The 24,507-nt window shown below is 43.7% G+C and carries 25 protein-coding genes and 1 pseudogene; 20 read left to right on the forward strand and 6 right to left on the reverse strand.

Annotation, left to right across the window (positions count from 1 at the left end):
* Nucleotides 1-30: 30 nt before the first annotated feature.
* The 4 genes from hutH (at nt 31) to BLT29_RS01930 (ending at nt 5,022) form a co-directional block, all read left to right on the forward strand.
* Nucleotides 31-1,554, forward strand: a complete 1,524-nt coding sequence (gene hutH, locus BLT29_RS01915; protein ID WP_090774635.1) for a histidine ammonia-lyase — start codon at nt 31-33, stop codon at nt 1,552-1,554.
* 116 nt (nt 1,555-1,670) lie between these two features.
* Nucleotides 1,671-3,020 (forward strand): YjiH family protein, encoded by a 1,350-nt coding sequence (locus BLT29_RS01920; protein WP_090774636.1) that lies wholly within the window; start codon nt 1,671-1,673, stop codon nt 3,018-3,020.
* A gap of 73 nt (nt 3,021-3,093) precedes the next feature.
* Nucleotides 3,094-4,560, forward strand: coding sequence for a sodium/proline symporter PutP (putP, locus tag BLT29_RS01925; protein WP_176763774.1), 1,467 nt, complete (start codon nt 3,094-3,096; stop codon nt 4,558-4,560).
* Between the two features lie 84 nt (nt 4,561-4,644).
* Nucleotides 4,645-5,022, forward strand: coding sequence for a DUF423 domain-containing protein (locus BLT29_RS01930; protein WP_090774638.1), 378 nt, complete (start codon nt 4,645-4,647; stop codon nt 5,020-5,022).
* Between the two features lie 85 nt (nt 5,023-5,107).
* On the opposite strand, the gene BLT29_RS01935 is transcribed toward BLT29_RS01930, so the two are convergent.
* Nucleotides 5,108-6,364: an MFS transporter gene (locus tag BLT29_RS01935; RefSeq protein ID WP_176763753.1), complete on the reverse strand. Its 1,257-nt coding sequence runs from the start codon at nt 6,362-6,364 to the stop codon at nt 5,108-5,110.
* Between the two features lie 153 nt (nt 6,365-6,517).
* On the opposite strand from BLT29_RS01935, the gene BLT29_RS01940 reads away from it, so the two are divergent.
* Entirely contained in the window at nt 6,518-7,042 is a 525-nt protein-coding gene (locus BLT29_RS01940; protein ID WP_090774640.1) for a winged helix-turn-helix domain-containing protein, read from the forward strand.
* A gap of 49 nt (nt 7,043-7,091) precedes the next feature.
* On the opposite strand, the gene gerQ is transcribed toward BLT29_RS01940, so the two are convergent.
* Nucleotides 7,092-7,652, reverse strand: a complete 561-nt coding sequence (gene gerQ, locus BLT29_RS01945; protein ID WP_176763754.1) for a spore coat protein GerQ — start codon at nt 7,650-7,652, stop codon at nt 7,092-7,094.
* A gap of 23 nt (nt 7,653-7,675) precedes the next feature.
* Nucleotides 7,676-8,107, reverse strand: coding sequence for a cell wall hydrolase (locus BLT29_RS01950; RefSeq protein ID WP_090774641.1), 432 nt, complete (start codon nt 8,105-8,107; stop codon nt 7,676-7,678).
* A 328-nt stretch (nt 8,108-8,435) separates the two neighbouring features.
* On the opposite strand from BLT29_RS01950, the gene BLT29_RS01955 reads away from it, so the two are divergent.
* The 9 genes from BLT29_RS01955 to yidC all read left to right on the forward strand — a co-directional run bounded on the left by BLT29_RS01955 (nt 8,436) and on the right by yidC (nt 15,435).
* Nucleotides 8,436-8,915 (forward strand): small multi-drug export protein, encoded by a 480-nt coding sequence (locus tag BLT29_RS01955; RefSeq protein ID WP_176763755.1) that lies wholly within the window; start codon nt 8,436-8,438, stop codon nt 8,913-8,915.
* Between the two features lie 25 nt (nt 8,916-8,940).
* On the forward strand, nt 8,941-9,663 hold the full coding sequence (locus BLT29_RS01960; RefSeq protein WP_090774643.1) for a hypothetical protein: 723 nt from the start codon (nt 8,941-8,943) through the stop codon (nt 9,661-9,663).
* Nucleotides 9,664-9,672: 9 nt separating this feature from the next.
* A complete protein-coding gene (locus BLT29_RS01965) occupies nt 9,673-10,371 on the forward strand; it encodes a hypothetical protein (protein ID WP_090774644.1) in 699 nt (232 codons plus the stop codon).
* Between the two features lie 39 nt (nt 10,372-10,410).
* Entirely contained in the window at nt 10,411-11,130 is a 720-nt protein-coding gene (locus tag BLT29_RS01970) for a hypothetical protein (RefSeq protein ID WP_090774645.1), read from the forward strand.
* Complete coding sequence (locus BLT29_RS01975; RefSeq protein WP_090774646.1) at nt 11,123-11,509, forward strand: GntR family transcriptional regulator; 387 nt, start codon at nt 11,123-11,125, stop codon at nt 11,507-11,509. Before BLT29_RS01970 ends, BLT29_RS01975 begins: the two co-directional genes overlap by 8 nt.
* 2 nt (nt 11,510-11,511) lie before the next feature.
* A complete protein-coding gene (locus BLT29_RS01980) occupies nt 11,512-12,399 on the forward strand; it encodes an ATP-binding cassette domain-containing protein (RefSeq protein WP_176763756.1) in 888 nt (295 codons plus the stop codon).
* Nucleotides 12,383-13,285: an ABC transporter ATP-binding protein gene (locus BLT29_RS01985; RefSeq protein ID WP_090774648.1), complete on the forward strand. Its 903-nt coding sequence runs from the start codon at nt 12,383-12,385 to the stop codon at nt 13,283-13,285. Before BLT29_RS01980 ends, BLT29_RS01985 begins: the two co-directional genes overlap by 17 nt.
* A complete protein-coding gene (locus BLT29_RS01990; RefSeq protein ID WP_090774649.1) occupies nt 13,278-14,528 on the forward strand; it encodes an ABC transporter permease in 1,251 nt (416 codons plus the stop codon). The genes BLT29_RS01985 and BLT29_RS01990 overlap by 8 nt, the downstream gene beginning before the upstream one ends.
* 112 nt (nt 14,529-14,640) lie before the next feature.
* Nucleotides 14,641-15,435 (forward strand): membrane protein insertase YidC, encoded by a 795-nt coding sequence (gene yidC, locus BLT29_RS01995; RefSeq protein WP_090774650.1) that lies wholly within the window; start codon nt 14,641-14,643, stop codon nt 15,433-15,435.
* 41 nt (nt 15,436-15,476) lie between these two features.
* Here yidC and hemQ read toward each other — a convergent pair whose 3' ends face one another.
* Nucleotides 15,477-16,226, reverse strand: a complete 750-nt coding sequence (hemQ, locus tag BLT29_RS02000) for a hydrogen peroxide-dependent heme synthase (protein WP_090774651.1) — start codon at nt 16,224-16,226, stop codon at nt 15,477-15,479.
* Between the two features lie 138 nt (nt 16,227-16,364).
* The gene (locus BLT29_RS02005) at nt 16,365-17,114 is read right to left on the reverse strand and encodes an enoyl-CoA hydratase/isomerase family protein (RefSeq protein ID WP_090774652.1); all 750 of its coding nucleotides are present in this window, start codon (nt 17,112-17,114) and stop codon (nt 16,365-16,367) included.
* A gap of 229 nt (nt 17,115-17,343) precedes the next feature.
* Here BLT29_RS02005 and pta point away from each other — a divergent pair, with 229 nt between their 5' ends.
* On the forward strand, nt 17,344-18,333 hold the full coding sequence (gene pta / locus BLT29_RS02010) for a phosphate acetyltransferase (RefSeq protein ID WP_090774653.1): 990 nt from the start codon (nt 17,344-17,346) through the stop codon (nt 18,331-18,333).
* An 8-nt stretch (nt 18,334-18,341) separates the two neighbouring features.
* Here the strand turns inward: pta and BLT29_RS02015 are convergent, their stop codons facing one another.
* Nucleotides 18,342-19,145 (reverse strand): lipoate--protein ligase family protein, encoded by an 804-nt coding sequence (locus BLT29_RS02015; RefSeq protein WP_090774654.1) that lies wholly within the window; start codon nt 19,143-19,145, stop codon nt 18,342-18,344.
* A 140-nt stretch (nt 19,146-19,285) separates the two neighbouring features.
* On the opposite strand from BLT29_RS02015, the gene BLT29_RS02020 reads away from it, so the two are divergent.
* The 5 genes and pseudogenes from BLT29_RS02020 to BLT29_RS02035 all read left to right on the forward strand — a co-directional run bounded on the left by BLT29_RS02020 (nt 19,286) and on the right by BLT29_RS02035 (nt 24,463).
* Nucleotides 19,286-20,533 carry a dicarboxylate/amino acid:cation symporter gene (locus BLT29_RS02020; protein WP_090774655.1) on the forward strand — a complete coding sequence of 416 codons (1,248 nt, stop codon included), beginning with the start codon at nt 19,286-19,288 and terminating at the stop codon, nt 20,531-20,533.
* Between the two features lie 112 nt (nt 20,534-20,645).
* A complete protein-coding gene (locus tag BLT29_RS02025) occupies nt 20,646-21,938 on the forward strand; it encodes an HD domain-containing protein (protein ID WP_090774656.1) in 1,293 nt (430 codons plus the stop codon).
* Between the two features lie 224 nt (nt 21,939-22,162).
* Nucleotides 22,163-23,581, forward strand: coding sequence for a TcaA 3rd/4th domain-containing protein (locus BLT29_RS02030; protein ID WP_090774657.1), 1,419 nt, complete (start codon nt 22,163-22,165; stop codon nt 23,579-23,581).
* Between the two features lie 93 nt (nt 23,582-23,674).
* A pseudogene (locus BLT29_RS13990) lies at nt 23,675-23,737 on the forward strand (zinc-ribbon domain-containing protein); the annotation flags it as partial.
* Between the two features lie 6 nt (nt 23,738-23,743).
* Complete coding sequence (locus BLT29_RS02035) at nt 23,744-24,463, forward strand: DUF6574 domain-containing protein (RefSeq protein ID WP_245700995.1); 720 nt, start codon at nt 23,744-23,746, stop codon at nt 24,461-24,463.
* Nucleotides 24,464-24,507: the final 44 nt, after the last annotated feature.

Raw genomic sequence — 24,507 nt, forward strand, 5'->3', positions numbered from 1 at the left:
TGTATGGAAGATAAAGAAAGGGTGGTATGAATGATTCATTTAGACGGCAATACGTTAACAATGGAAAAAATGAAAGCGATTTTATTCTCTGGGGAAAAGGTTGCACTTAGTGAGGAAAGCATTGCCAAGGTGAAGCAAAGTCGCTTAATGGTCGAGCGTATTGTGGCAGAAGGGGAGATTGTATATGGCATTACGACTGGTTTTGGGAAATTTAGTGATGTACGGATTGAGGCCGAAGATGTCGCTGCTTTGCAAAAAAACTTGATTTTGTCTCACGCGTGTGGGGTCGGGCCATTATTTTCTGAAACAATTACCCGGGCAATGATGGTGTTACGGGCAAATGCATTAGCGAAAGGGTTCTCTGGTGTGCGGCTAAGTTTATTAGAGAAACTCATTGAACTCGTAAATAAAGAAGTATATCCATGTGTGCCACAACAAGGCTCTTTAGGAGCGAGTGGCGACTTGGCGCCGTTATCACATTTGGCACTTGTGCTCATGGGTGAGGGAGAAGTGATGTACCAAGGAGAAAAACTAGAAACAAAAGTGTGTTTTGCACGTCTTAGTATTGCGCCGATTGTACTTGAAGCAAAAGAAGGCTTGGCACTTATTAATGGCACACAGGCGATGACGGCGGTGGGCGTCGTTGCTTACTTAGAGGCAGCGTGTCTATTTAAACAATCCGAGCTGATTGCGGCGATAACAATGGAAGGCTTACACGGCATTATGGATGCATTTGATCCACTTGTGCATGAGGCGCGTGGTTATCCGGAGCAGATTGCTGTGGCAGCACGGATGCGGGCCCATTTAGAAGGGAGCAAGCTTGTGAGCGTGCAAGGGGAGAAGCGTGTGCAAGATGCCTATACGTTGCGCTGTATTCCGCAAATTCATGGGGCAACGGCGCAGACGCTTACTTACGTTAAAGACAAGCTGACGATTGAAATGAACGCGGCGACTGATAACCCGCTCATTTTTGCGGACGAAGGAAAAGTGATTTCTGGTGGCAATTTTCACGGACAACCGATTGCATTTGCCATGGATTATTTGGCGATTGCGATGGCAGAGCTTGCAAATGTGTCAGAGCGGCGGATTGAGCGACTTGTGAATCCGCAGTTAAACGACTTACCACCGTTTTTAAGTGCAGCGCCCGGCTTGCAGTCTGGGGCAATGATTATGCAGTACGTTGCCGCCGCGCTCGTATCTGAAAATAAAACTCTTGCGCACCCAGCAAGTGTCGATTCGATCCCGTCTTCCGCAAACCAAGAAGACCATGTGAGTATGGGGACGATTGGGGCGCGGCACGCTTATCAAGTGATTGAAAACGTTCGGCGTGTGTATGCCATTGAAGCGATTTGTGCGCTGCAAGCAGTGGGCATTCGTGGTGCGCATAAAATGGCACCAGTGACACATGCGTTCTACACTGCTGCACGCCATGTTGTTCCGTTTATTGATGGCGATCGCGTATTTTCCAAAGATATTGAAGCGATGACTGCTTGGCTGCACGCAGCAGTTCAGGAGCCAGGAAAGGTGATGACAAACGAAGTGAGAGGGTCTTGAACCCTCTTTCCGCTTGGAAGAAAGTTTTCTAGAGAAAATTTATGTAGAACTTTTTCCTGTATTCGTTTAAAATAACAGAAACAGTCATTTATTTTTTATTTAGGGGGGTTGGGCATATGGGCAAACCTATACAACTCAAGTATGTCTTTTTGTTTGTGATGCCATCTTTAGTAGGGATATTCTTATTTATGACGCCTCTTCCGGATGATAAGGAAGGAATCTTGCTCCCAGTAACCATTGCTGCAAAGTGGCTGCAAGGACAACTCGGTGAAAGCGTCATCATCAGCATTGTTACGTGGCTCATGGTAGGGGGAGCGCTCGTGACGTTGATCACGACATTATTCAAACCACGTATGATCACGGGGAATAAGTTTTATCACGGTTTGTTTGTGACCACGATACCATGGTTGGTTGTACGTATCATTGGTGCACTGTTTGCAGTGCTTGTTTCTTATGAAATTGGACCTGAGTTTCTTTTAGATGAAGGGACAGGGGCTTTGCTTTTGAAAGGTTTATTGCCATTTTTGTTTGCGATATTTTTATTTGCTGGGCTACTGATGCCGCTGTTGTTGAATTTTGGATTGATGGAATTCATTGGCATGTTGTTGCGCAAATTTATGCGCCCGTTGTTCCGCTTGCCAGGTCGCGCTTCTGTTGATACGATGGCGTCGTGGGTTGGAGATGGCACTGTTGGGATTATGTTGTCTGATCAACAATATCGGGCAGGAGCATATACAGAACGTGAAGCAGCAATTGTTGCATCGACATTTTCAGTTGTATCGATTACCTTTAGCATTTATATTTTATCGGAACTAAATATTAGCCATTTATTTTGGTCATTCTTTCTGACATTGTTTGTTGCTGGACTAATTGCGGCGTTCATTATGCCCCGTATTCCTCCGCTATCCCGTAAAAAAGATGTATATATTGATGGTTCGCCACGTCGACCAGAACCAGCTGTAAAAGGTGTATTTTCAGCAGGGCTTGCCGCGGCGACCGCACGTGCAGCAGAAAATGCTGATGTAGGTAAAAATGTAAAGAGCGGTATTTCTAATGTACTTGGGCTTTGGCTAGGCGTATTGCCAGTCGTTATGGCAATTGGAACACTTGCCACGATTGCAGCAGAGTACACACCGTTATTTGAATGGCTCGGTATGCCGTTTATTCCTTTACTCGAGTGGATGAATGTGCCGCAAGCTGCTGAAGCGAGTCAAACATTGCTCGTTGGATTTACAGATATGTTGCTACCTACCATTATGGCTGGGACCTTTGGGATTACAAACGAATTCACACTTTTTGTCATCGCGACATTGTCTGTTTCGCAGCTCATTTATATGTCCGAGACAGGTGGCGTGTTAATTGCTGCAAAAATACCGGTAAGTTTTTTAGATTGTGTGTGGATTTTCTTATTACGAACGGTCATCACACTACCAATTATTGTGTTAATGGCACATTTACTGTTGTAGAATAAAATAGGAGCCTCGCTTGCCGAGGCTTCACATATTTCTTGTAAGAAAGGTGTGACTAACGATGTCGTATATGATGATCTCATTTATTCTATACTTATTATTGATGTTATGGATTGGTTGGTACGGCTATAAAAAGACAGTGAATCACGCGGACTATGCTTTGGGAGGACGGGCACTTTCACCAGCAACAGCGGCACTTAGTGCGGGTGCATCGGATATGAGTGGCTGGCTCATGTTAGGGTTACCAGGATCCATGTATTGGATGGGGCTGAGCGCAGGCTGGATGGCTGTCGGTTTAATGATCGGTGCATATTTAAACTGGCTCTACTTGGCGCCTAGATTGCGGACGTTCACAGAAGTGGCCAATAATTCAATTACCATTCCATCATTTTTAGAAAATCGTTTTGCAGACCGGGCAAAAATGTTGCGGATGATGTCTGGTGTCATCATCATTTTATTTTTCACAATGTATGTTTCTGCGACGATGGTTGCCGGTGGTACGGTATTTACAACAATACTCGATGTGAATTATCATACAGGATTATGGATTGTTGCGGGTGTCACGATTTTTTATACATTTTTTGGTGGGTTTTTAGCTGTTAGTTGGACAGATGTTGTGCAAGGTGCGATCATGCTTTTAGCGCTCGTGCTTGTACCGATTGTACTCATATTAAATTTAAATGGACCGACGGAAACAATAACAGCGGTGCAAACACTTGATCCGAAACTGCTGGATATTTGGCGCGGAACATCGGTGGTTGGTGTGATCTCGTTATTAGCATGGGGGCTCGGTTATTTTGGTCAACCGCATATTATTGTACGGTTTATGGCAATGAGGACGGCAAAAGATGCAAAACCAGGACGACGAATTGGGATGACGTGGATGATCATTTCTATGATTGGTGCAATGATTAGTGGTTTGCTTGGGCATGTATATTTATCGAGCCGAGGCATCTCTTTTGACAGTAAAGAAGAGGCTGAGCGCGTGTTTGTGCTGTTGGGAGACATTTTGTTTCATCCCCTCATTACAGGATTTATTTTTTGTGCGATTATTGCTGCGGTGATGAGTACGATCTCATCCCAGTTACTGGTGACTTCGAGTTCATTGACAGAAGACTTATATAAAGTGTTGCGTCAACGCACACCATCAGAAAAAGAACTTGTGTATATCGGACGGGCGGCAGTTGTCGCTGTTGCGGTGGTGGCACTCCTGTTTGCATGGGAACAAAATAAGACGATTTTAGATCTCGTCGGTCACGCTTGGGCAGGCTTCGGTGCGGCGTTTGGACCGCTCATGTTGCTTAGTCTTTATTGGAAGCGAATGACAAAATGGGGAGCGCTTGCTGGGATGGTTGTTGGTGCTGTAACGGTCATCGCGTGGGTGTTTGCTGGTTTAGACAAGCAATTGTATGAAATTGTCCCTGGTTTTATCGCAAGTAGCGTTGCCATCTATATTGTAAGCCTGTGCACGAAAAAAGACGAGACAGTGACAGAAGGGTTTCATACATTTTTACGGGTATTTAAAGAAGAGAAGTAGAACAAATCTAGCGCTTTAAGAGGCGCTAGATTTTTTTCAGTAGGCAAAAATTGTGATATAGTAAGAGCGGAAGGAGTGAGGGAAATGGCGAAGTTATTCATTGTCATCGGTGCGTTTGTGATGGCACTGGCTATTGCGATTGGCGCGTTTGGCGCGCATGGATTAGAAGGGCGTATTAGTGAGCGGATGTTGAAAAACTATCAGACCGGTGTTCTATACCACATGATTCATGGCATTGGCTTACTGGCAACTGGCATACTTGCCTGGAAATTAGGGACGAGCGGGATGTTTAGTGGCGCAGGATGGGCATTTATCGTAGGGATCGTCTTATTTTCAGGGAGTTTGTATGTAATGGCGCTGACGGATTTACGTGTGCTTGGGGCGATTACGCCAATAGGCGGTTTAGCTTTTATTGCTGGTTGGGTATTGCTCGGGCTGGCAGTAATGAGAGAGATGGCTTGATAGAGGGTAGAATCTAGTCGCTTGAGATAGAAGAGAAAGAAGTAACCGAGATGAGTGAAGGGGGTCGGTTACTTCTTTTGTTTTATTAGCTAGACTTTTTCTCGCGCCAATCTTCTTGCTTGTCCAATGCAAGCTCGCATTGATCTGGTTTTGGTAGTTCTCGTAACAACGGTTGTGTCAGCCAATAAAGCGAGATAACGATGAGTGAAGCACCAGCACCAATAAACGTATATGTGGAGTCGAATTGCGCACCAATGAAGCCTCCGAGAAGTGAACCGAGTGGGGCTGAAATGGCAGAGGCACTCATCATGAGCGACATGACACGCCCGAGCAATCGCTCCTCAATACAGCGCTGGAAGATGGCGACGGCCATGACATTCGTTGCGCCGATAATGGTCATGCTAAGCCCCGTTAAGATAATGGAAATAACGGTTGAAGGGACAAATGATGCTGTGATCCATGTTAGCCCACAAATGATGAAGCCAATGATGGTGGTTTTTCCGAGTTTAAAACGGCTAAGCGTGTTAGCGCTTGCAGTACCAAGTAAAATACCAACAGAAATCGCGGCCATATAGGCACCGTACAATCCGTCACTACCTTTTTGCGCGGCGATACTCGGCAAATTGACCATGAAGGCCATGAGGCAGGCGTTAGCAATAATCCCACTTACCATGATTCGCGGAATCAGTGTGCTTTTCGCATAAGTCATCCCTTCTTTCAGATCAGTTTTATAGGCACGGAAAATCGTGCCAAAGTTTTTCTTTCCGGTAGGTAATTTGCGGGTTTTGGTGAGTTTTAAGCGTGAAAATAAGAAAGTGGTCATTAAATATAAAAATGCGTTCATAAATAGAAACAACGGTGCGTCAGTAAAAATTAATAAAGCGCCGCCAATGCCCATGAATAGAATATCTGTCCCTTGGTAGGCGAAAGCCATGTACGAGTTTGCTTTCATGAGCTCGTTTTTTTCTACAATACGCGGCAATAGTGCATTTTGAGCCGGATAGGCAAATTCATTTGTACAAGAAGTGATGAACATAATAAGGAGTAACCAGTGTACGGTCAATAAATCAAAGTAATAGAGTGTTGGAATGAATAATAGGAGCACGAATTGTAGAAATTGTGTCGTAATCAAAACCGCTTTTAAGTTGGCACGGTCAATATATGGTCCTGTTAAGAATTGAAAAGCGGTTGGAATCATCGTTAAAAAACCCGCAATTCCTGTATACACCGTGCTGCCTGTTAATTGGAAGGTGAGCCACATCGCAATAATTGCATAAAGGCTATCACCAATGTTACTAAATAACCTGCCGGAAAATAAAAACCAGAAATTAGACTGCTTCATCATGCACCTCTCTTTTTCCATTGATATTGCATACAGTTTTAACTTAGATGATTTGTGAGGAGTTTGTCAATATTTTTGTGGAATATGATTACGCTTTGATATGTAGAGACCGATCTTTCAGTAGTCATGCTGTGAGGATCGGTCTCAAAAGCGTTGTTAAATCAAACGAAACGAAAAATTATGGACGCGATTAGTGAGCAAGAAAAAACGGTGAAGGAAATTGCCGCGGATATCGATGTTCCGGCCTCACGTCTGTATTATCACATGAAACAATTAGAAGAATTGAAGGTGATTGTAAAGACAAAAACGGAGCAAAAAGGGAATTTGCGGGAGAATTATTATATGTCGCAATCGGGGGAGATGAATTTCACGTCGCTTGATGATGATGATGAGATGAAAGAAATACTTCCCGAAGTTATACGCCATGTAAATGAAACAGTTGCCAAAGCAATGACTTTGTTCGAGGAAGGCCTCTACGAAGAGGAGACGGGAGAAAGTAGAGGGTCATTGGTATTTTTGCATACGCCGATGACGTACGCGCAATGGAAAAAAGCCAATAAAGCCATTAAGCGTGTGCTGGATGAAGCTGAAGCTGAAGCCGATGCAACTGATACAGAGTCAGGGGAAGAGAAGCATGATTACGCTTATATGCTTTTAACATACAAGCAGGAGGGGTAGTAAACGGCAAAAAACCAGCTGTCGATCGACGGCTGGTTTTTTGCGATCTTTATTCCGGTCGTGGCGAATATTGCGTAAGTGGTGGTGTCGGTTGACCGAATGGGTATTCATAAGTAATGGGTTCATCAAAAGTGACATAGTCTAAATTGACCATCAGTAGTAAGTAATGTTCATTTGTTTGTGGATTGCCGAGGATAATATGGTCACGCCCAGCCTCTTCGATTCGCCCACGGAAAATACGGGCATTCCACTCGTTATTGCCTTCAAACGTTTGATAAACAGTCACTTGTTTTCCGCGGTTTAAGCGTAAAATATTTTCAATGAATGATTGTTCAATTGGCAGCATCCCTGGAATTGGTGGAGTCGGTTGCTGTTGCTGCTGTTGCTGTACAAAGCCCGGTACTTGATACTGTTGTGCTGAGAAATAACCAGGTTGATCTCCGACAGGTGGTTGCGGCAACGGCTGTTGTAGAGGTTGCTGTTGTTGAGGGGGTTGTTGTTGCCATGGCTGTTGTTGCTGGGGGGGCTGCTGTTGGGGAGGCTGCTGTTGCCAAGGTTGTTGCTGTACAGGTTGTTGGCGATGAAGTTCAAACCATTCGTGAGGGTACATTTGTATCACTTCCTTTTCCGAATTTAAAATGTACTAAAAACTTCTTCGCAATCCGCAGGGATTGGTTGATAGAAGCAATGCGCTTTATAACGTCCTGTATTCCATTGTCCCCACCACTGTGCCGGACAAGATCCGTCTGGTCGAAAAAACCATAGCGAAAAATCAGCAGGGCGTGTTCTTTCCCCATCGATAACACGGCGAGCTAACCGGCGATCACGTTCACGTGCGCGTTGATAGAAATAACTTTTTTGTGTGGCTTCAAATCCCCCCGGTGATTGATAAACCATTGCTGGGATCGTGTTGACACCGCCAAAATCGAGACAGCGCACGCGGACGCGATTGATCATCACATTGCCTGCAGCGAGCATGCCTATCTCGCCTTCTCCTTCTGCTTCGGCACGCATCAGTCGGGCAAGCATATCGACATCGCTGGAGGATGCTTTCACGACTGCCATTGCGAACACCTCCTGTTTTGGCATCAGAATTCGTTAGGTCAGGATGGCAACCCCTGAGCCCACTTTGTCTGTGCTGACCTGCAAAATCTGCATTTTTTGCGTCTCTTTCACTATATGAATGGTCAGCTGTTTGTATGACATGAAGGTGAGGGAAAAAGATTTTAAAAAAGTGTTGCATGAACAGAAAAAGGTGTGTTATTGTATATATAGATATAAACACATAAACATATATACACTCTTAGCGTGGAGCAGTACATATGAGATGTTGCACTAATGACGTTTATATTTCAACCTACATGATTATAAGATGACAAGGAGTGTTATTACTATGCAAGATTTTATTAATCAACTATCAGAAATGAATGAGATCGCACAACATCTAGGTATTTTTCTCATTGGAATGATCCCTTTGCTTGAAGTATTTTTTGCCGCGACGGTAGGTGCATTTGTTGGTGCGCCATTTGTAACAGTACTATTGGTTGCGATGATTGGAAACTGGGTTTCAGTGATGATTATTATTTTACCTTTTGATGCATTGTTTACGAGACTGCGGAAAAGAAAACAGGAAAAAAAGGGATTTATCCATGGGAGAGCAGAAAAGGCACGGAGGATGTATGAAAAGTACGGTGTGCCTGGTCTCGCGATTTTAACGCCAATCATTGCACCTGGACATATCGCGGCATTCACATCACTTGCAGCGGGCGCAAGCAAAAATAAAGTAATTTTCTGGCACACAATTAGCATTTTCATATGGGGTGTGCTCGGGATAATTATGGGATATATGTTAGGTTTTACGTTTGTTAGATAACGAGGGTTGGCGGTGAAACGTACTTATGAAAGTATGGAAACTTGTGCTATTTGAATTTAAAACGATATCGGTGTGGCAATACCTTTGGACATGTTTTAATGCAGGGTTCGTCGGTCTTTTGTTAAGTTATATGATTATCGAGCTAGGGATTTTGGAGGGTGAAAGAGGACTAAAGTTCATTGTGGTTAGCCTCATTCTTCTGATATTTTTAGGGCTACCGACGTCATTTGTGATTCAATCTGTGCCTTATCGACTGAAACATAATGGCGTGAGCGTCCCGGACATTTTTTCCTTGTACAAAACGTTCGCGTTAAAAGAAACAGAGGTTATCTGGAGTCGGATCGTTAGTCAGTTATTACATGGGATGTTTTTTAACACCATGTTGCTCGCTAGTGTTGTCACTGTCTTTATACTGCGAGGATATCCGGTATTTCACCACCTCGGGTTAGCACTGTCATGGCTTCTCCTCAGTGCGGTGGCAATGTTCGTGTATGTGATGTGTGAACGGTATCAGGGGCGGAAAGTGAATGGCTATGGCTTTTCTTCTTATGGATCACTTCTACTAGCATTGTTGCTTTTACCTGTCGGGTTGCTCACAGATCAATGGTTTTACGGGATTGTCATTGAAGCGGCGATACGTACGCCGTTATGGACGGTGCTTGTTTGTTTCTTGCTGTTTCTTCTCTGTTTAGTTATCATTCCAAAGGTGCTACTGTATCAGTTACGAAAGGGAAATAAAATGATATGAGGTGAGACGATGGGCGTGGTTTTACGGCTTGTTGTAGCAGAGTTCCGGATGACACCGGTGTGGGGTTATGTTGTGACGTGTTTGCTTGCAGTGACCATTGGTACATTGAGTGTGGTCGTTTATGGGATAGGTGAGCCATTCATTTTCAATATGGCGTTTTTATATCCGCTTTTCATCTGTATGTCGTTCTTAATAATGAAGCATACAGGTTATCGATCAAAAAACCGTGGTTTACCTATTTGGCACATTTATCCGTCTTTCGCAATAAAGACAACGAGCCTTTATTGGAGTCGTGTTATTAGCCAACTATGTTTTATTCTGTTGTTTCATACAGTTTGTTTCGTTGTTGCAGCGATTGTTTGGCGCATGATGAATGTGAGCTTGCCAGATGTCTCATGGTCTTCTCTCATTATTTCCTGGTTAATATTAAATGGCATGATGTTTCTTTCTTACGGTAGAAATGATCTTTGTATCGCCCATACATGGGTCGATTATTTGAAGCATTTTACATTTGTTGCGGTGTTTGTAACGATAATTTTGATGATCGGGTTTCATACAAACATATGGATGTTTGAAATGCTCTTTCTTAGTGTAGCACGCTTCCCAGTAGCAACACCGGTTATACTTGCATTGTTACTTGTATTGATGTTATTGGTGGGGCTAAGAAGAATGAAGTCTCTGCTAAAAAAGAGAGATATTCGTGCTTGAAAAGTATACGCAGCGCCTTATAGAAGGAGAGACAGAAGAATGAAGACAGTATTACAGCTTATGGAAGCGGAGTTTCGGATGACGTCGATTTGGCGTTATACATTGACAGTATTGTTTGCAGTGGTGAGCGGGGCAGTTGCAGTTGTTGCATATGGTGTAGATGATTCGAATGGGTTTGTTAATTTTGTGCTTGTTTATATCTTTATTTGGGGACCGTTGTTTTTAGTGAGAAAACATTCAGCGTATGTTTTTGCAGGGTCCGGTAATATGAAAAGAATTGGCTTGCTTATTTGGGACATCTACCGATTGTTTCCGCTAAAAATAACAATGCTTTGTTGGAGTCGGATCGTCAGTCAGATGTGCAATATGGTGTTATTTTATACCGTAGCTTTAGTGGTGATGGTCATTGGAATGAGCTGGTTTGACTTACCATTTCCGAATGTCTCGCTTATTTCGCTCATTTGTTCATGGTTATTGCTAAATGGCATGTGGATGCTTTGGAATGTAATGTATGAACCGGTGATGGTGTATAGCAAGCGTGAACGGCTTCAAACCGCTCTAATAATTTTAGTGACGGTGATCATATTGCTTGTTTTAGTTTGGACCAAAAATATATGGTTCTTTGAGCCACTCTTTTATAGCGTGAAATACTACCCTATCGGAACCCCGCTCGTTTTGGCGCTATTATTTATGATTGTATTGTTGATCACGCCAAGGAGGATGCGTTTGGAGCTTGAAAGGAGAGATGCCGGTGTTTGAGCGATTACCGATCCAAGTCGATAGCGCGAGCCGGAGTCCGATTTATGACCAAATCGAGGCACAAATAAAGTCACTCATTGTCGGTGGACAATTGCCATCTGGCAGTGCATTGCCATCGATTCGGAAGCTTGCGACACAGTTGGCTTGTAGTGTCATTACCACGCGGCGGGCGTATCAAAATTTAGAGCAGGCCGGGTATATCGAGACATTACAAGGGAAGGGGACGTTTGTTAAAGCGATGTCTGCACGGGAACAAGCGATGCAAAAACATGTGTCAGTAGAGGAAGCGTTGAAAAAAGCAATTGAAGCTGGACGCCGCTATGGGTATAGTGATGATGAGTTGAAAAAACTGTTTGCCGAAGCGTTGATGGAGGGATGACAATGATTCAATTAAAAAATGTTGTGAAGCAGGTAGATGAAAGTTTTACATTAGGCCCGGTTTCATTTAAGATTGCACCTGGGATGGTGACGGCGCTGATCGGTCCGAATGGTTCTGGAAAAAGTGTGTTCTTGCGCACGCTAATGGGACTGTCTCATCCTTCAGAAGGTATGATCACGCGCTTTGGTGAAACAGACCACCTTGCACATCAATGGAAAAATCGTGTTGGCTATGTTCCGCAAACAAGTAGCGGGTATGAAGCCTTTACATTAGCAGAGCTCGCGCAATTGTATCAAATTGGTTATGACAATTGGGACGAGGAAGCTTTTCAAGCGTTTGTAGCGCGCTATGAATTGCCACTAAAAAAACGTTTGAGAGACATGTCAGTGGGGAACCAGCGCCAAGCGCTGTCTGTGCTTGCATTGTCTCGTAATACAGAGCTACTTGTATTAGATGAGCCACTTGCAGGTGTTGATATGTTGGCACAAGGCCTTTTATTAGAAGATTGGATTACTTATTTAGAGGAAAATCCTGAGCGTGCCATTTTATTTGCGACGCATATTCCTGAGGAAGTAAAGGAACTTGCCGATTATATTTATTGCTTACGGCAAGGGAAAGAAGTTGGTTTTTATGAGAAAGACCAGCTACTGGACAGCTATGCGCGTTTCTGGGTGCAGACAGCACCAGAAAATGTTCGAAACCTCCCAGGGGTCATGAGCGTAATAGAGAGAGGGCCCCAAGTGGAAGTGATGACGAGTGCGGTCGATGAGACAGAGGTGGGGTTAACACGCCAACGATTGAAAGTACTTATGAAAGAGAAATTGACATTCGCAGAGATTTTGCGAGACTTGTTGAAAAGGGGAGTGATGCAAAGTGACGTTAAAAATTGAGCAAGTAAGGAAGCAGTTTCAGCAACATGTTGCCGTTGATGGCATTTCGGCAACGATTGAAAAAGGTGATATTTTCGGTTTACTCGGTGCGAACGGTGCTGGAAAGACAACAACTTTCCGAATGATACTAGGGTTGCTCGACCCGACGGAAGGAAGTGTAACATGGGAAGGTACGCGCTTGTCGTACAAAAGAACGCACTTAATCGGTTACTTACCAGAAGAGCGCGGGCTGTATCCAAAGTTGACAGTGAAAGAGCAGTTAACATATTTAGGTCGTCTAAAAGGCATGACAAAACCAGCCATTATAAAAGAGCTGAAGCATTGGCTCGAGCGGTTTCAAGTGCCTGAATATGAACATAAAAAGGTAGAAGAGCTTTCAAAAGGGAACCAGCAAAAAATTCAATTCATTGCAGCAGTGATTCACAAGCCTGAACTGCTCATTTTGGATGAACCGTTTAGTGGGCTTGACCCGGTTAATTCCGATATGTTAAAAGATGCCGTGCACGATTTGCAACAAGCCGGCACAACCATTGTATTTTCCAGCCATCAAATGAACAATGTGGAAGAGATGTGTGAAGACATTATTATGATGAAGCGGGGAAAGGCAATTTTACAAGGGAGTCTTCGCGAAATCAAACGGAGCTATGACATGAAGCGGATCGCTATTCGCACAGATCGCGATGTATCTTTTTTACAAACCGAGCCAGGTGTGACTAGTTATAATGAGACAAAGCAAGACATTGTCATCGAAGTGGAAAATGAGCGCGTCGCCGAGCAGGTATTTCACCAGGTGACTGCAGGGGGATTTGTGTCCAAGTTTGAAGTAGAAGAGCCGCGTTTGCATGACATTTTCATTGATAAAGTAGGGGGTGAGGCAGATGCATAACTTTTGGACGATTGTTGGGCATACGGCGATGTCGCGATTGAAGACAAAGGCGTATATGTGGTCAACGGTGATTACGATGGCGCTTATAGTAGGTCTTTTAAATATCGGTGCAATTATGTCGTTTTTCTCGGGTGAAGAAGAGGGAACGGACGTTGTCGCTGTCGTGACAGAAGAGGCAGACAGTGGAGACTTTGCTGACGCATTGAATGCACAAATAAATGATCAGTCAGGCTACGAATACTTGCCAGTTGTGCCAGAGAAGGGCTTGAGTGAAGTGGTCAAGAATGGTGAATATCCATTTGTGCTACACGTAACGGGTTCAGGCGAGTCGTTGCAAGCGACACTGTACAGCGAGGGAGACGATTATGGCACGATGGAAGCAGTGCAGCACAATGTGCAGCAAGTCAAAGAGTCATTTCTTGTGCAGCAGCTAGATGTAGATTTAGGAAAATTAGAAGCGATTTATGCACCAGTGGCATTTGAAAATCAGCCGTTTGATGAGGAAGGTACGGTTGATACGGAGGAATCGCAAGGTAGCCGGCACTTTATGATTTGGGGAACGACGTATGCAATCTTTTTAATTGTTTTAACGTGTAGCATGATGATTGCTACTGAAGTGGCGACAGAAAAGTCTTCTCGGGTGATGGAACTCATTGTTTCAAGTGTTAATCCGGTGGTACAAATGTTTGGTAAGCTTATTGGGCTGGGACTCGTTAGTTTAGTGAGTCTTGCAAGCCTCATTGTTGCGGTTGTGATAGGATCTTCGTTCAAAGAAGATGGTCTGGATGGGCTGATTACGGGTGGTGCGATTGACATTGGTTTATTAGGTTATGCACTTGTTTTGACGTTGCTAGGTTACTTTTTATACGGTGGTGTCGCCGCCATGCTTGGTGCACTTGTCAGTCGCACAGAAGACGTGCAGCAAGCGGTGCAGCCGCTCGTCTTTTTAGCGCTCGCAGCATTTATCATTGTGCAGTTAGGCATGGGTGCATCAGACGCAACCTTCGTTCAAGTCCTATCCTACATCCCATTCTTCTCGCCACAATTGCTCATACTGCGAATTGGAGAAGGGGTGATCGCACCTTGGGAAATCGTGCTTATTTTAGCTATTTTGGTGGTGAGTGTCATCATCGTCAATCTTCTTGCCGCGCGCGTATACAAAGGTGGCGTACTTATGTACGGTAAGCTATCCTTTAAACATGGCATTAAACAAGCACTTGCTTTATCGAAAAAGGAGAAGTAAAAACGCTGTTTGTTCTACCTAGACAACTATGGTATGATAAGCAAAAGAAACCTTCATATAAGAAGGTTTTCTTCTGCTTGTCGTGTGGATACATAATAAGGAGGATCATTCAATGCACAAGAGAATAGGCTTAATAGCCAGCTTATTACTTATGACAGTCGTGCTTGCTGCATGTGGCACGAATGAACCAATTACGGCTGAGTCGGAAGGGTTTTGGAATTCATTTTTCGTCTACCCGATGTCGTGGCTCATTACTTGGTTCTCTGATTTCACGGGAGGACATTACGGTTGGGGGATCGTTATTGTCACGATTCTCATTCGGATTTTAATTTTACCGCTCGCTTTGAAAGCGCAAAAGAGTTCACGTGCGATGCAAAAGTTACGTCCGCAAATGACGGAGATTCAAAAGCGAATGAAAGACGCGCAAGACATGCAAAAAAAGCAAGAAATCCAACGAGAGATGATCGGCTTATATCAAAAGAATGGTGTCAATCCTGCTGCGGGATGTTTACCAGCGATCATTCAAATTCCAATTATCATGGCGCTCTACTTTGCCATCATGCGGACAGAAGCGATCGGTCAAGGACCTGAGAGTCACTTTCTATGGTTTAATTTAGGAGAGATCGATTATGTATTGCCGGTAATTGCAGCGATCACGACGTTTATTGCTTTTAAAATGTCAATGAGCCAAATGCCTGCAAATCCATTAGGTGAGGGTATGCCCAATCCAATGAACATGTTATTGTGGATTTTCCCAGTTTTAATTATTGCAGCAGGGTTTACGTTACCATCTGCGCTTGCATTGTACTGGGTCATTGGTAACCTCTTTATGATTGCACAAACGTACTTTGTTGTCATTCGCCCAAACCAATTGGAAAAAGCAGAGAGCGACGATAATAAAGCATAACAAAACAAGCCTTTCGCATCGGCGAAAGGCTTGTTCTAATTTTACACGTGAAAAAATGAGTGGAGCTGCGTTTTTTCCAGCAGATTCCCTACATAAAAAGAACCGAATTCTCCGTAACGCGCTGACACTTCGTCAAAGCGCATTTCATAAACAAGTTTTTTAAACTGGAGGATGTCATCTGCAAACAGTGTGACGCCCCATTCCCAGTCATCAAAGCCAACTGAACCAGAAATGACTTGTTTAACAAGCCCCGCATAGCCGCGGCCGATCAAACTGTGACTTTTCATCAATGTTTTACGCTCCTCCATCGGCAGCATATACCAATTATCTTCACCGTCACGACGTTTATCCATTGGATAAAAACAAATATGCGCTGTGCGCGGAAGTGTTGGATAAAGGCGGGCGCGCACGTGCGGATTTTGATAAGGATCCTCATTCGACTCACCCGCTAAATAATTGCTTAGCTCAACGACGGATACATAGGAGTATGACGGTAGTAAGTAAGCAGCAAGGCCAGATTTATTTAAGGCAGTTTCAATTTGACCTAGTTCAATCATCGTGGGGCGAAGTAACATGATCATCAAATCTGCTTTTTGCCCAACAATGGTATAGAGGGCATGGCTGCCTTGACCTGCTTGTTCTGTATCTTCCCACTTGCTAATGAGCGACTGAAATTCGCAAATCATTTTCTCTCGTGCTGCTGATGGTACTTCTTTCCATGCGACCCAATCAATGTTGCGGAAGTCATGTAAGGCGTACCAACCATCCAATGTTTTTGCTGCTTCGTTCATTTTGTTCCACCTCGGGTTCCAGAGTACTGAAGTCATTCGCCGGAAGTCCGATACGGTGACTTCTACATTTACTATACCATGCTTGTTGTAACGTTGTCTGTATGACTGAAGAAAAGAAAACCCTTACAAAAGCACAATTTAGCGAACACCTTTTCCGACAAAGTGGGCAAGTGCGGCACGGTGTTCAGGCGCTTGACTTGCTTCAACTTGAGCGGCAACTTCCATTTCAAGCACTTCTTGCAAATAGCTATCTGATCCTTCACGTAAGTTGCGTTTCATTAAACCAAAAGCAGTAGGTGGTAATTGTTTCACCTTTTCAACCCATGGTGTCACATCGCCGATGTCGTGGATGAGCCCGATGCGTTTCGCTTCTTCAGCGCCAAAAATGCCTTTCAATGGCATTTCGAGTGCATTTGCATAACCAATGAGCTTTGGTAAAAAGTACGATGCACCGGCATCTGGAACGAGACCGATATTTAAAAAGCCAAGGCCGAATGTCGCTTTTTCACTCGCGACACGGTAATCACAAGCAAGCGCAATACTGAGGCCAGCGCCGATCGCAATGCCGTTAATAGCAGCAATGATCGGTTTATCAATGGAAGTGATTAACGTAATTAAGCGGTTGTATGTTTCGCGCAGCGCCTCACCGTAATCAAATTCCTCAAATTTACTCAAATCAATGGATTTCAAATCTGCACCAGCGCAAAAAGCATCACCGCTACCAGTTAACACAATTGCCCGGACGTTGTCGTCGTCTTTTGCTTGAGTAAAGGCATCATACAAGGCGCGGTGCATGTCATTATTCAGTGCATTTTTCACTTCTGGGCGTCCTAATGTAATGGTTGCCACATTGTTTGCAATGTTTGTTGAAACGATCGTTGTGTTCATAAAAATGGCCTCCTTCAATCATATCAGTAAAATGATGGCGTTTACACACCACTTCTTCCCATTGTACACGCAATCATAGCAATCCTGCAAACGCAATCAATTTTAAAATTGGCGCTTTCTGTTCACCCATTTCTTTTTTTTAGGAAGAGGGGTATGCTAAAGAGGAAGTGAAAATGCTTGAATCGAATCAGCGGTAAAAGTGATTCGTTGTTAAAGGAGGACATAAATAATGGGTGATTTATTCACAGAAATAAAAGCACATGTTGCGTCACATAAACCGCGTATTGTGTTACCAGAAGGAACGGATGAGCGGGTTTTAACAGCAGCTGCAAAGCTTGCGGCTGATGGCATTGTAAAACCAATTGTCATTGGAGAAGAGGCAGAAATACATGCCCTTGCAAGTCAATGGGGGATAGAAGTAGAAGGCTTGACGATATACGATCCGGTTACGTATCCTCATTTTGCGGAAATGGTGGCAGCATTTGTCGAGCGTCGGAAAGGGAAAGAAACGACGGATACAGCACAAATGCGCTTGAAAGATGTGAATTATTTCGGGACGATGCTCGTTTATATGGAAAAAGCGGACGGGCTTGTCAGTGGTGCAGCTCATTCAACAGGTGATACAGTCCGCCCGGCGCTGCAAATCATTAAGACAGCGCCTGGGATGAAGCGTACATCTGGGGTTTTTGTAATGGTGAAAGACGAGCAAAAGTTTGTTTTTGCTGATTGTGCGATTAATATTGCGCCGAATGAAGAAGAATTAGCGGAGATCGCGGTGGCAACGGCTGAGACAGCAAAATTGTTTGCGATTGAGCCGAAAGTGGCGATGCTCAGTTTTTCGACCCTTGGCTCGGCATCTTCTCAAGAAACAAAAAAGGTCGCTGCCGCAACAAAGTTGGCTCAAACAGCACGCCCCGACTTGTTAATTGATGGAGAGTTCCAATTTGATGCAGCATTTGTGCCAGCTGTTGCGCAAAAGAAAGCGCCTGACTCACCACTTCGAGGAGAAGCAAATGTGTTTATTTTCCCGAGTTTAGAATCAGGGAACTTAGGCTATAAAATTGCCCAGCGACTCGGAGGGTATGATGCAATTGGTCCGATTTTGCAAGGGTTAAACAAACCAGTCAATGATTTGTCGCGCGGTTGTAATACGGACGATGTGTATAAGCTATGCCTTATTACGGGCATGCAAGCGATTGGGCAAACTGTTACTGGCTGAGTAAGTCCTTAGGACGGAAGGCAACGTTGATGACGGTCAGTGACACGTTGGACATGCATGTCATATAATGATTGTTCTTCATCCGTGAACGGCACTGAAGTAAGGGTGACCCCCATGTCAGAAAATGCGACTTTGGCGCGCTGAGCGATGTCAGTGACCGTATATGATGTATTAAGTAACTCATTTAAGGAAGCCATCACAGCTGGTTGGATACATGGCGCGGCGCTCGTGCTACTGCCGGCACGCATATAGAAGTCGCGGATGACTTCGCCACGGGCTTGACCACTCCCGGTCACACAAAGGTAAATTTGGACGGCAATGCCGCCACGCATGCGACGTTGTGAAATACCAGCAAATTTTTTCCCATTAATGCTTAAATCATAACTGCCAGGGCAATAGGAGCCGTTCACTTCACCGGTAACAATCATTGCTTCAGGAAACATGTGGCGAATGAGTGAGACCATATGTTCATAACCGTCGTCGATGGAGGTAGTCACATCTCCAGGAAAGATAAGTGATAAATTGAAGATTCCTTTATCTAAATGTACAGCGAGACCGCCAGAATTGCGGACAACGACGCGATAATTTTTTTGTTCAAGAAATGAAAGGCCAGTTTTAATGTGTGGTAAGCGTGTATCTTGCGTACCGAGCACAATCGTGTTGTCGTGCACCCAAAAGCGGAGTGCGTATTGCCCATGTCGCCCTGCAAGTGTACAAAGCGTATCGTCAGCCGCAAAAGATGTGAGTGCGCTGTTTGTATTGTGTATATGGTGCGCTAGAAGTCTCCAGCGAGCAGATTGGATAAAAGCCATCAATAAACGTCCTTTCGACAAGGGTGTGGCATTAGTATAACATGTACTGTTGTGTGAAGGAAAAAATATACTAACAGAAAGTAACGACGCATACGATAGAGCAAGCAGTATCTTGTCAACAAAAAGAGAGGAGGCGTTTTATGCATCAACTAACCACTCGGATTTTAATTGCCCTCGTATTAGGTGCTGTGACCGGTTTAGCATTAAATCAGTGGGCACCCGATTTGTTTCAGTCGTTGAATCAATACGTATTTGATCCAGCGGGGAACTTATTTTTACGTTTAATTATGATGCTCGTTGTGCCACTTGTGTTTTTATCTATTGTCGTTGGTGTATCTGATTTAGGAAGTCCAAAACAACTCGGACGTATGGGACTAAAGACGGTCGCTTTCTTTTTAGGAACCACAGTGATTGCATTAACGCTTGCACTTACTGTTGCAACGATCGTGCAACCAGGTGATCCAGGGTTGCTTGGGGAAGGATTGGCAGAAAATTATGAGGCGGCAGAGGCACCGCCGTTTATAGAAACGCTTGTCAATATCATTCCAAATAACCCCATTGAAGCCATGTCATCAGGTGCAATGCTGCAAATCATCGCTTTTGCGATCTTTGTTGGTTTGGCGATGGCAGTGCTCGGAGAAAAAGTGACAACTGTGAAGTCGTTCTTTAAACAAGGAAATGACATCATGATGACGCTCGTCACATTTGTGATGAAGTTTGCGCCAATTGGTGCATTTGCCTTGATTGCGTCCGCCCTTGGGCAGGCGGGCTGGAGTGCAGTATTTTCTTTGGGCGCGTATATGCTGACGGTTGTTGGGGTGTTACTCATTCATGTGTTCGGTGTCTATAGCCTACTTATTTACTTCTTTGGGAAAATGAACCCACTCACGTTTTATAAAGGCTTTTTCCCAGCAATGACGATGGCGTTTAGTTTGTCGAGTAGTAACGCCACGTTGCCACTTTCAATGAAAATTGCACAAGAAAACTTAGGTGTATCTAAACAAGTATCTGGGTTTGTCCAGCCACTCGGTGCAACAATCAATATGGATGGTACGGGCATTATGCAAGCAGTCGCAACCGTGTTTATTGCGCAAGTATATGTTGCTGATTTGTCGCTTATGGACATGGTCGTGATTGTGTTAACAGCAACCCTTGCAAGTATTGGTACCGCGGGTGTGCCGGGTGTCGGTATGATTATGTTAGCAATGGTACTAACACAAGTCGGATTAAGTCCAGCGGGAATTGCGCTCGTCATCGGTGTCGATCGGTTACTCGACATGCTTAGAACGTCGGTGAATATTACCGGAGATGCAGCGTTAGCAGTCATTGTTGACCGCAGTGAAAAACGGCGTGGGGCATTGCCATCTCATGATTCAGGTGATGTATAACTGTATGTATATCTTTTTAAAAAGAGTAGACACTTTTCGTCTGCTCTTTTTTGTGTGGTGAAACGATATCATATATAATGAAAGAAACGTGATCCTAGGGGGATGCGGATGTATGTCATTAAGTTCAAAACGGCTACACGAAGAGAAAGTATTTAAAGACCCTGTACATCGTTATATACACGTACGTGATACGTTAATTTGGTTGTTAATCGGTACAAAAGAGTTTCAACGATTGCGACGCGTTCGTCAATTGGGGACGACATCCATGACGTTCCATGGTGCAGAGCATTCTCGTTTTAGTCACTCACTTGGCGTGTATGAAATTACCCGGCGAATGATAAATGTGTTTGCGGGACGAGATCATTGGAACGAGGAAGACCGTTTGCTTGTGTTAAGTGCGGCGTTATTACATGACGTTGGACACGGACCGTTCTCGCATAGTTTTGAAAAAGTCTTTCATACCGACCACGAATGGTGGACAAGGCAGATCATTTTAGGTGAGACCGAAGTGAATGCGGTATTACGCCAAGTTGATCCACAATTTCCACAAGCGGTGGCTGATGTCATCGCGAAAAAGTCATCAAATAAACTTATGACGAGCATGATTTCTAGTCAAATCGATGCCGATCGGATGGATTATTTACTGCGCGACGCTTATTACACAGGGGTGAGTTACGGTCACTTTGATTTAGAACGAATTTTACGAGTGATGCGTCCTGAATGTGACCAAGTTGTTGTGAAAGCAAGTGGGATGCACGCGGTTGAAGATTACATTATGAGTCGTTACCAAATGTATTGGCAAGTGTATTTCCATCCAGTGACGCGTAGTTCTGAAGTCATTTTGAGCAAAATTTTATGGCGGGTGCGTAAGTTACAAGAAAAAGGTTATAAATTTCGACAGCCACCCCGCCACTTTGCGTCACTATTTACGAATGAACTTTCACTTGATGACTATTTACGCTTAGATGAAACGGTCATGTATTTTTATTTCCAAGCATGGCAAGACGAAGAGGACCCAATTTTACGTGATTTGTGTACGCGTTTTTTGAACCGTCGTTTATTTCAATATATCGAGTTTCAGCCAGAAAAACGCGAGGAAGATTGGCAAAAGTTGCAACAGCTATTTATGGAGATGGGGGTCGATCCTGACTATTATTTGGTGCAAGACTCGTCGTCGGATTTACCATATGATGTGTATCGTCCAGGTGCGGGGGAACGTGTGCCAATTCAATTGTTAATGCCGGATGGATCTTTGAGAGAGCTATCGCAAGAGTCGAATGTCGTCGAGGCGATTTCTGGGAAGAAACGGACGGATTATAAGTTGTATTATCCAAAGGACACCTTGTCTGCTTGTGGACAGCGGGTGGCGAGGGAAGAGGCTGTGCGGATATTGACGAGGGGATAGAGAAGCTGTGCCCATGAAGGGTGTGGCTTCTTAAATTTTATATACATGTCAGCAGCACATGTATATAAAATTGAGATCAAAATAAAATGAACAATCAAACAAAGTAGGATTTTCTCAGTAAAATGTGGTTAAATGTCGATTTATGCTTGTATTCTCTGCTTAGATTTGATATCTTTTGAGAAGGTGTTTACATAATAAATAGGAAAATTTGAGGAGGAAAATAAATGAATTGCCAACAATGCCAAGCGCCTTTATCAGGAACAGAAGGCTTTTGTAGTCAGTGCGGAGCGAAAGTAAACATTGCGCCACCACAGCCAAAGAAACCGTTTTTCACAAAAAAAAGAATCCAAATTTTTGCTGTTGTAGGTGGTGTTTTCATTGCTGGGGGAATCGCGTACCAAGTAGGATCATATATCCATTCCCCAGATCGTGTCGTCAGAGCATTGGAGAAAGCGGTTGAAAATGAAGATGCAGAGGGGCTTGTAAAATTATTATCTTCAAATCGTGATGATTGGGAAGTGGGCCTAAAAGAAGCAGAAGCATTATTGGACTATCTCAAAGAAGATGAGAGATCTATGGATAGAGTAATGACGACATTATTTGACCAAGCAGACATGTACCGTCAACAATCTGGGGATGCGAAACGTGATATCGATCAAATCTATGGTGATGTGTCGGCCTCGTTATTGTTAAAAGAAACTGGGAGAAGCTGGTTCTTATATGATACATACGAAATAGAGATGATCCCTGTTCATTTAGAAGCGTCTGTCCCTGAGGAAGCTATACTTTATTTCAATGATGAAGAAGTACCAGCAGTGGATAAAGAGAACGATTTGTATGGTCCTTTTGGTCCGGGGAAATATGAGTTGAAAATGACTTTTCCAGATGCGCTTGTTGATGTAGAGGTGACGGAGACAGTGACATTGTTTGATGTGTATTCAGATAGGGAGCATGCCCTTTTTGATTCTGATGTTCGTGAAGTCTCAGTGACAGCAGCACATGATGATATGGACCTCTATGTCAATGGAGAAAAGACAGATGTGACTGTAGGTGAAGGAGAGACATCTCTTGGATCACTTCCGACGGATGGCAGTGTGACGATGGCCGTCGAGAAATCGTTTCCTTGGGGGAAAGTACGATCAGAAGATGTAGAGATAGATGGTGGATATATGTATGTAGACGAGTTTCCGGTTGTGTCAGAGGAACAACAGGGAGAAATTATGGAGATGTTGAATGAGCACCGCGCGCAATATGTCGAAGCATTGGAGTCAGGCGATGGGGCAAAGATGAAACATGCATCAAAAGAATACCAAGAGGAGATAGAAGAAGCTGCAGAACACGCAGATGACATTGACTTGAAGTTGAAAAAAGCGGAATACGCCTTGCCTTCTTTTGGGGAATTGAACTACAACGGCGGAAAAGAACGTTATGAAATTGAATTAGAAGTTGCATACACACATAAAGATCCAAATGAGTTTTACTCTTTTAGTGATAGAGTAGATAAAGATCATGCACGTGTGACGAATCACATTGCTGTTTACTACGACGAAGGTAATAAGAAGTGGATGGTATCTACATCACAGGAGGGCTATGGTGACTATGCTTTCCGTAATGAAGAAGATGTGAAAGTGTATGATTTATAAAAAGTAGATCAATAAGCTAGTCGTCAAAAAGATATGTAGGCGTAATGGAATAAGACCTTAGCACCACCACTATTGTTAAAAAGGAGAGATACAATGCATTGTATAAGTTGTGGACATGAGATAAGCACTGATGCCAAGTTTTGTACAAAGTGTGGGCATAATATGAGTGAAGGAACGGAAACAGCCGCAACCACGCAAATCCCATCAATAGACGAGCAGACAGGTGACCCTCGAGATGTGGGTTGGTCAAATGAACATGTTGAAAAGTCAAAAGAAACGGCATTGAATTACTGGGCTTTTGTGAAGGATATTTTAAAGTCGCCGTCAAAACGAGAATTAAATGACCATCAACATCATTTTGTGTTTGGATACATCAGTATTGTGCTCGTTTCTTTGTTTTACGGGCTCGGTTTCTATTTTTATTGGAAAGAAAGCTTGGGTTTCGGTGGGGAAACAGCGTTTTTGAAAACTTTTTTTGAGAGCTTTCTTTCCGTAGGCTTAGAAGCCTTGTTTAGTGTGGTTTCTATCTTTTTAGTGACGCGATTCTTGTTTAAAGCGCCGTCGCTAACGTTTCATCACATCCTCGGTCGTTATGGCGCATTGATCACCATTCCAGTAGTTTGTTCAATAGCATTCTTTTTGTTAGCCATGATAGGGATGACCAGTTTGTCTGGGATACTAAGATCGTTAACATCTTTATTGCTGTTAATTGTCACGGTCATCACATTGCTTTCTTATAAAGACAAAGCAAAAGCGGCATTTGACCCGATTTATGCAGTGGCCTTGATTGTGTTAGCCAATGTGATATACACGAGGGTGCAATCAGAACTACTGTTTGGAGATTTTCTAGGAGGCACTTTCGGAAACTTATTGTCGTTTTAAACTCATCTGCATTCAGGAGCGTCTATATGATATACTAGTGGCGT

This window comes from Shouchella lonarensis (assembly GCF_900096965.1).
Taxonomy (GTDB): domain Bacteria; phylum Bacillota; class Bacilli; order Bacillales; family Bacillaceae_D; genus Shouchella; species Shouchella lonarensis.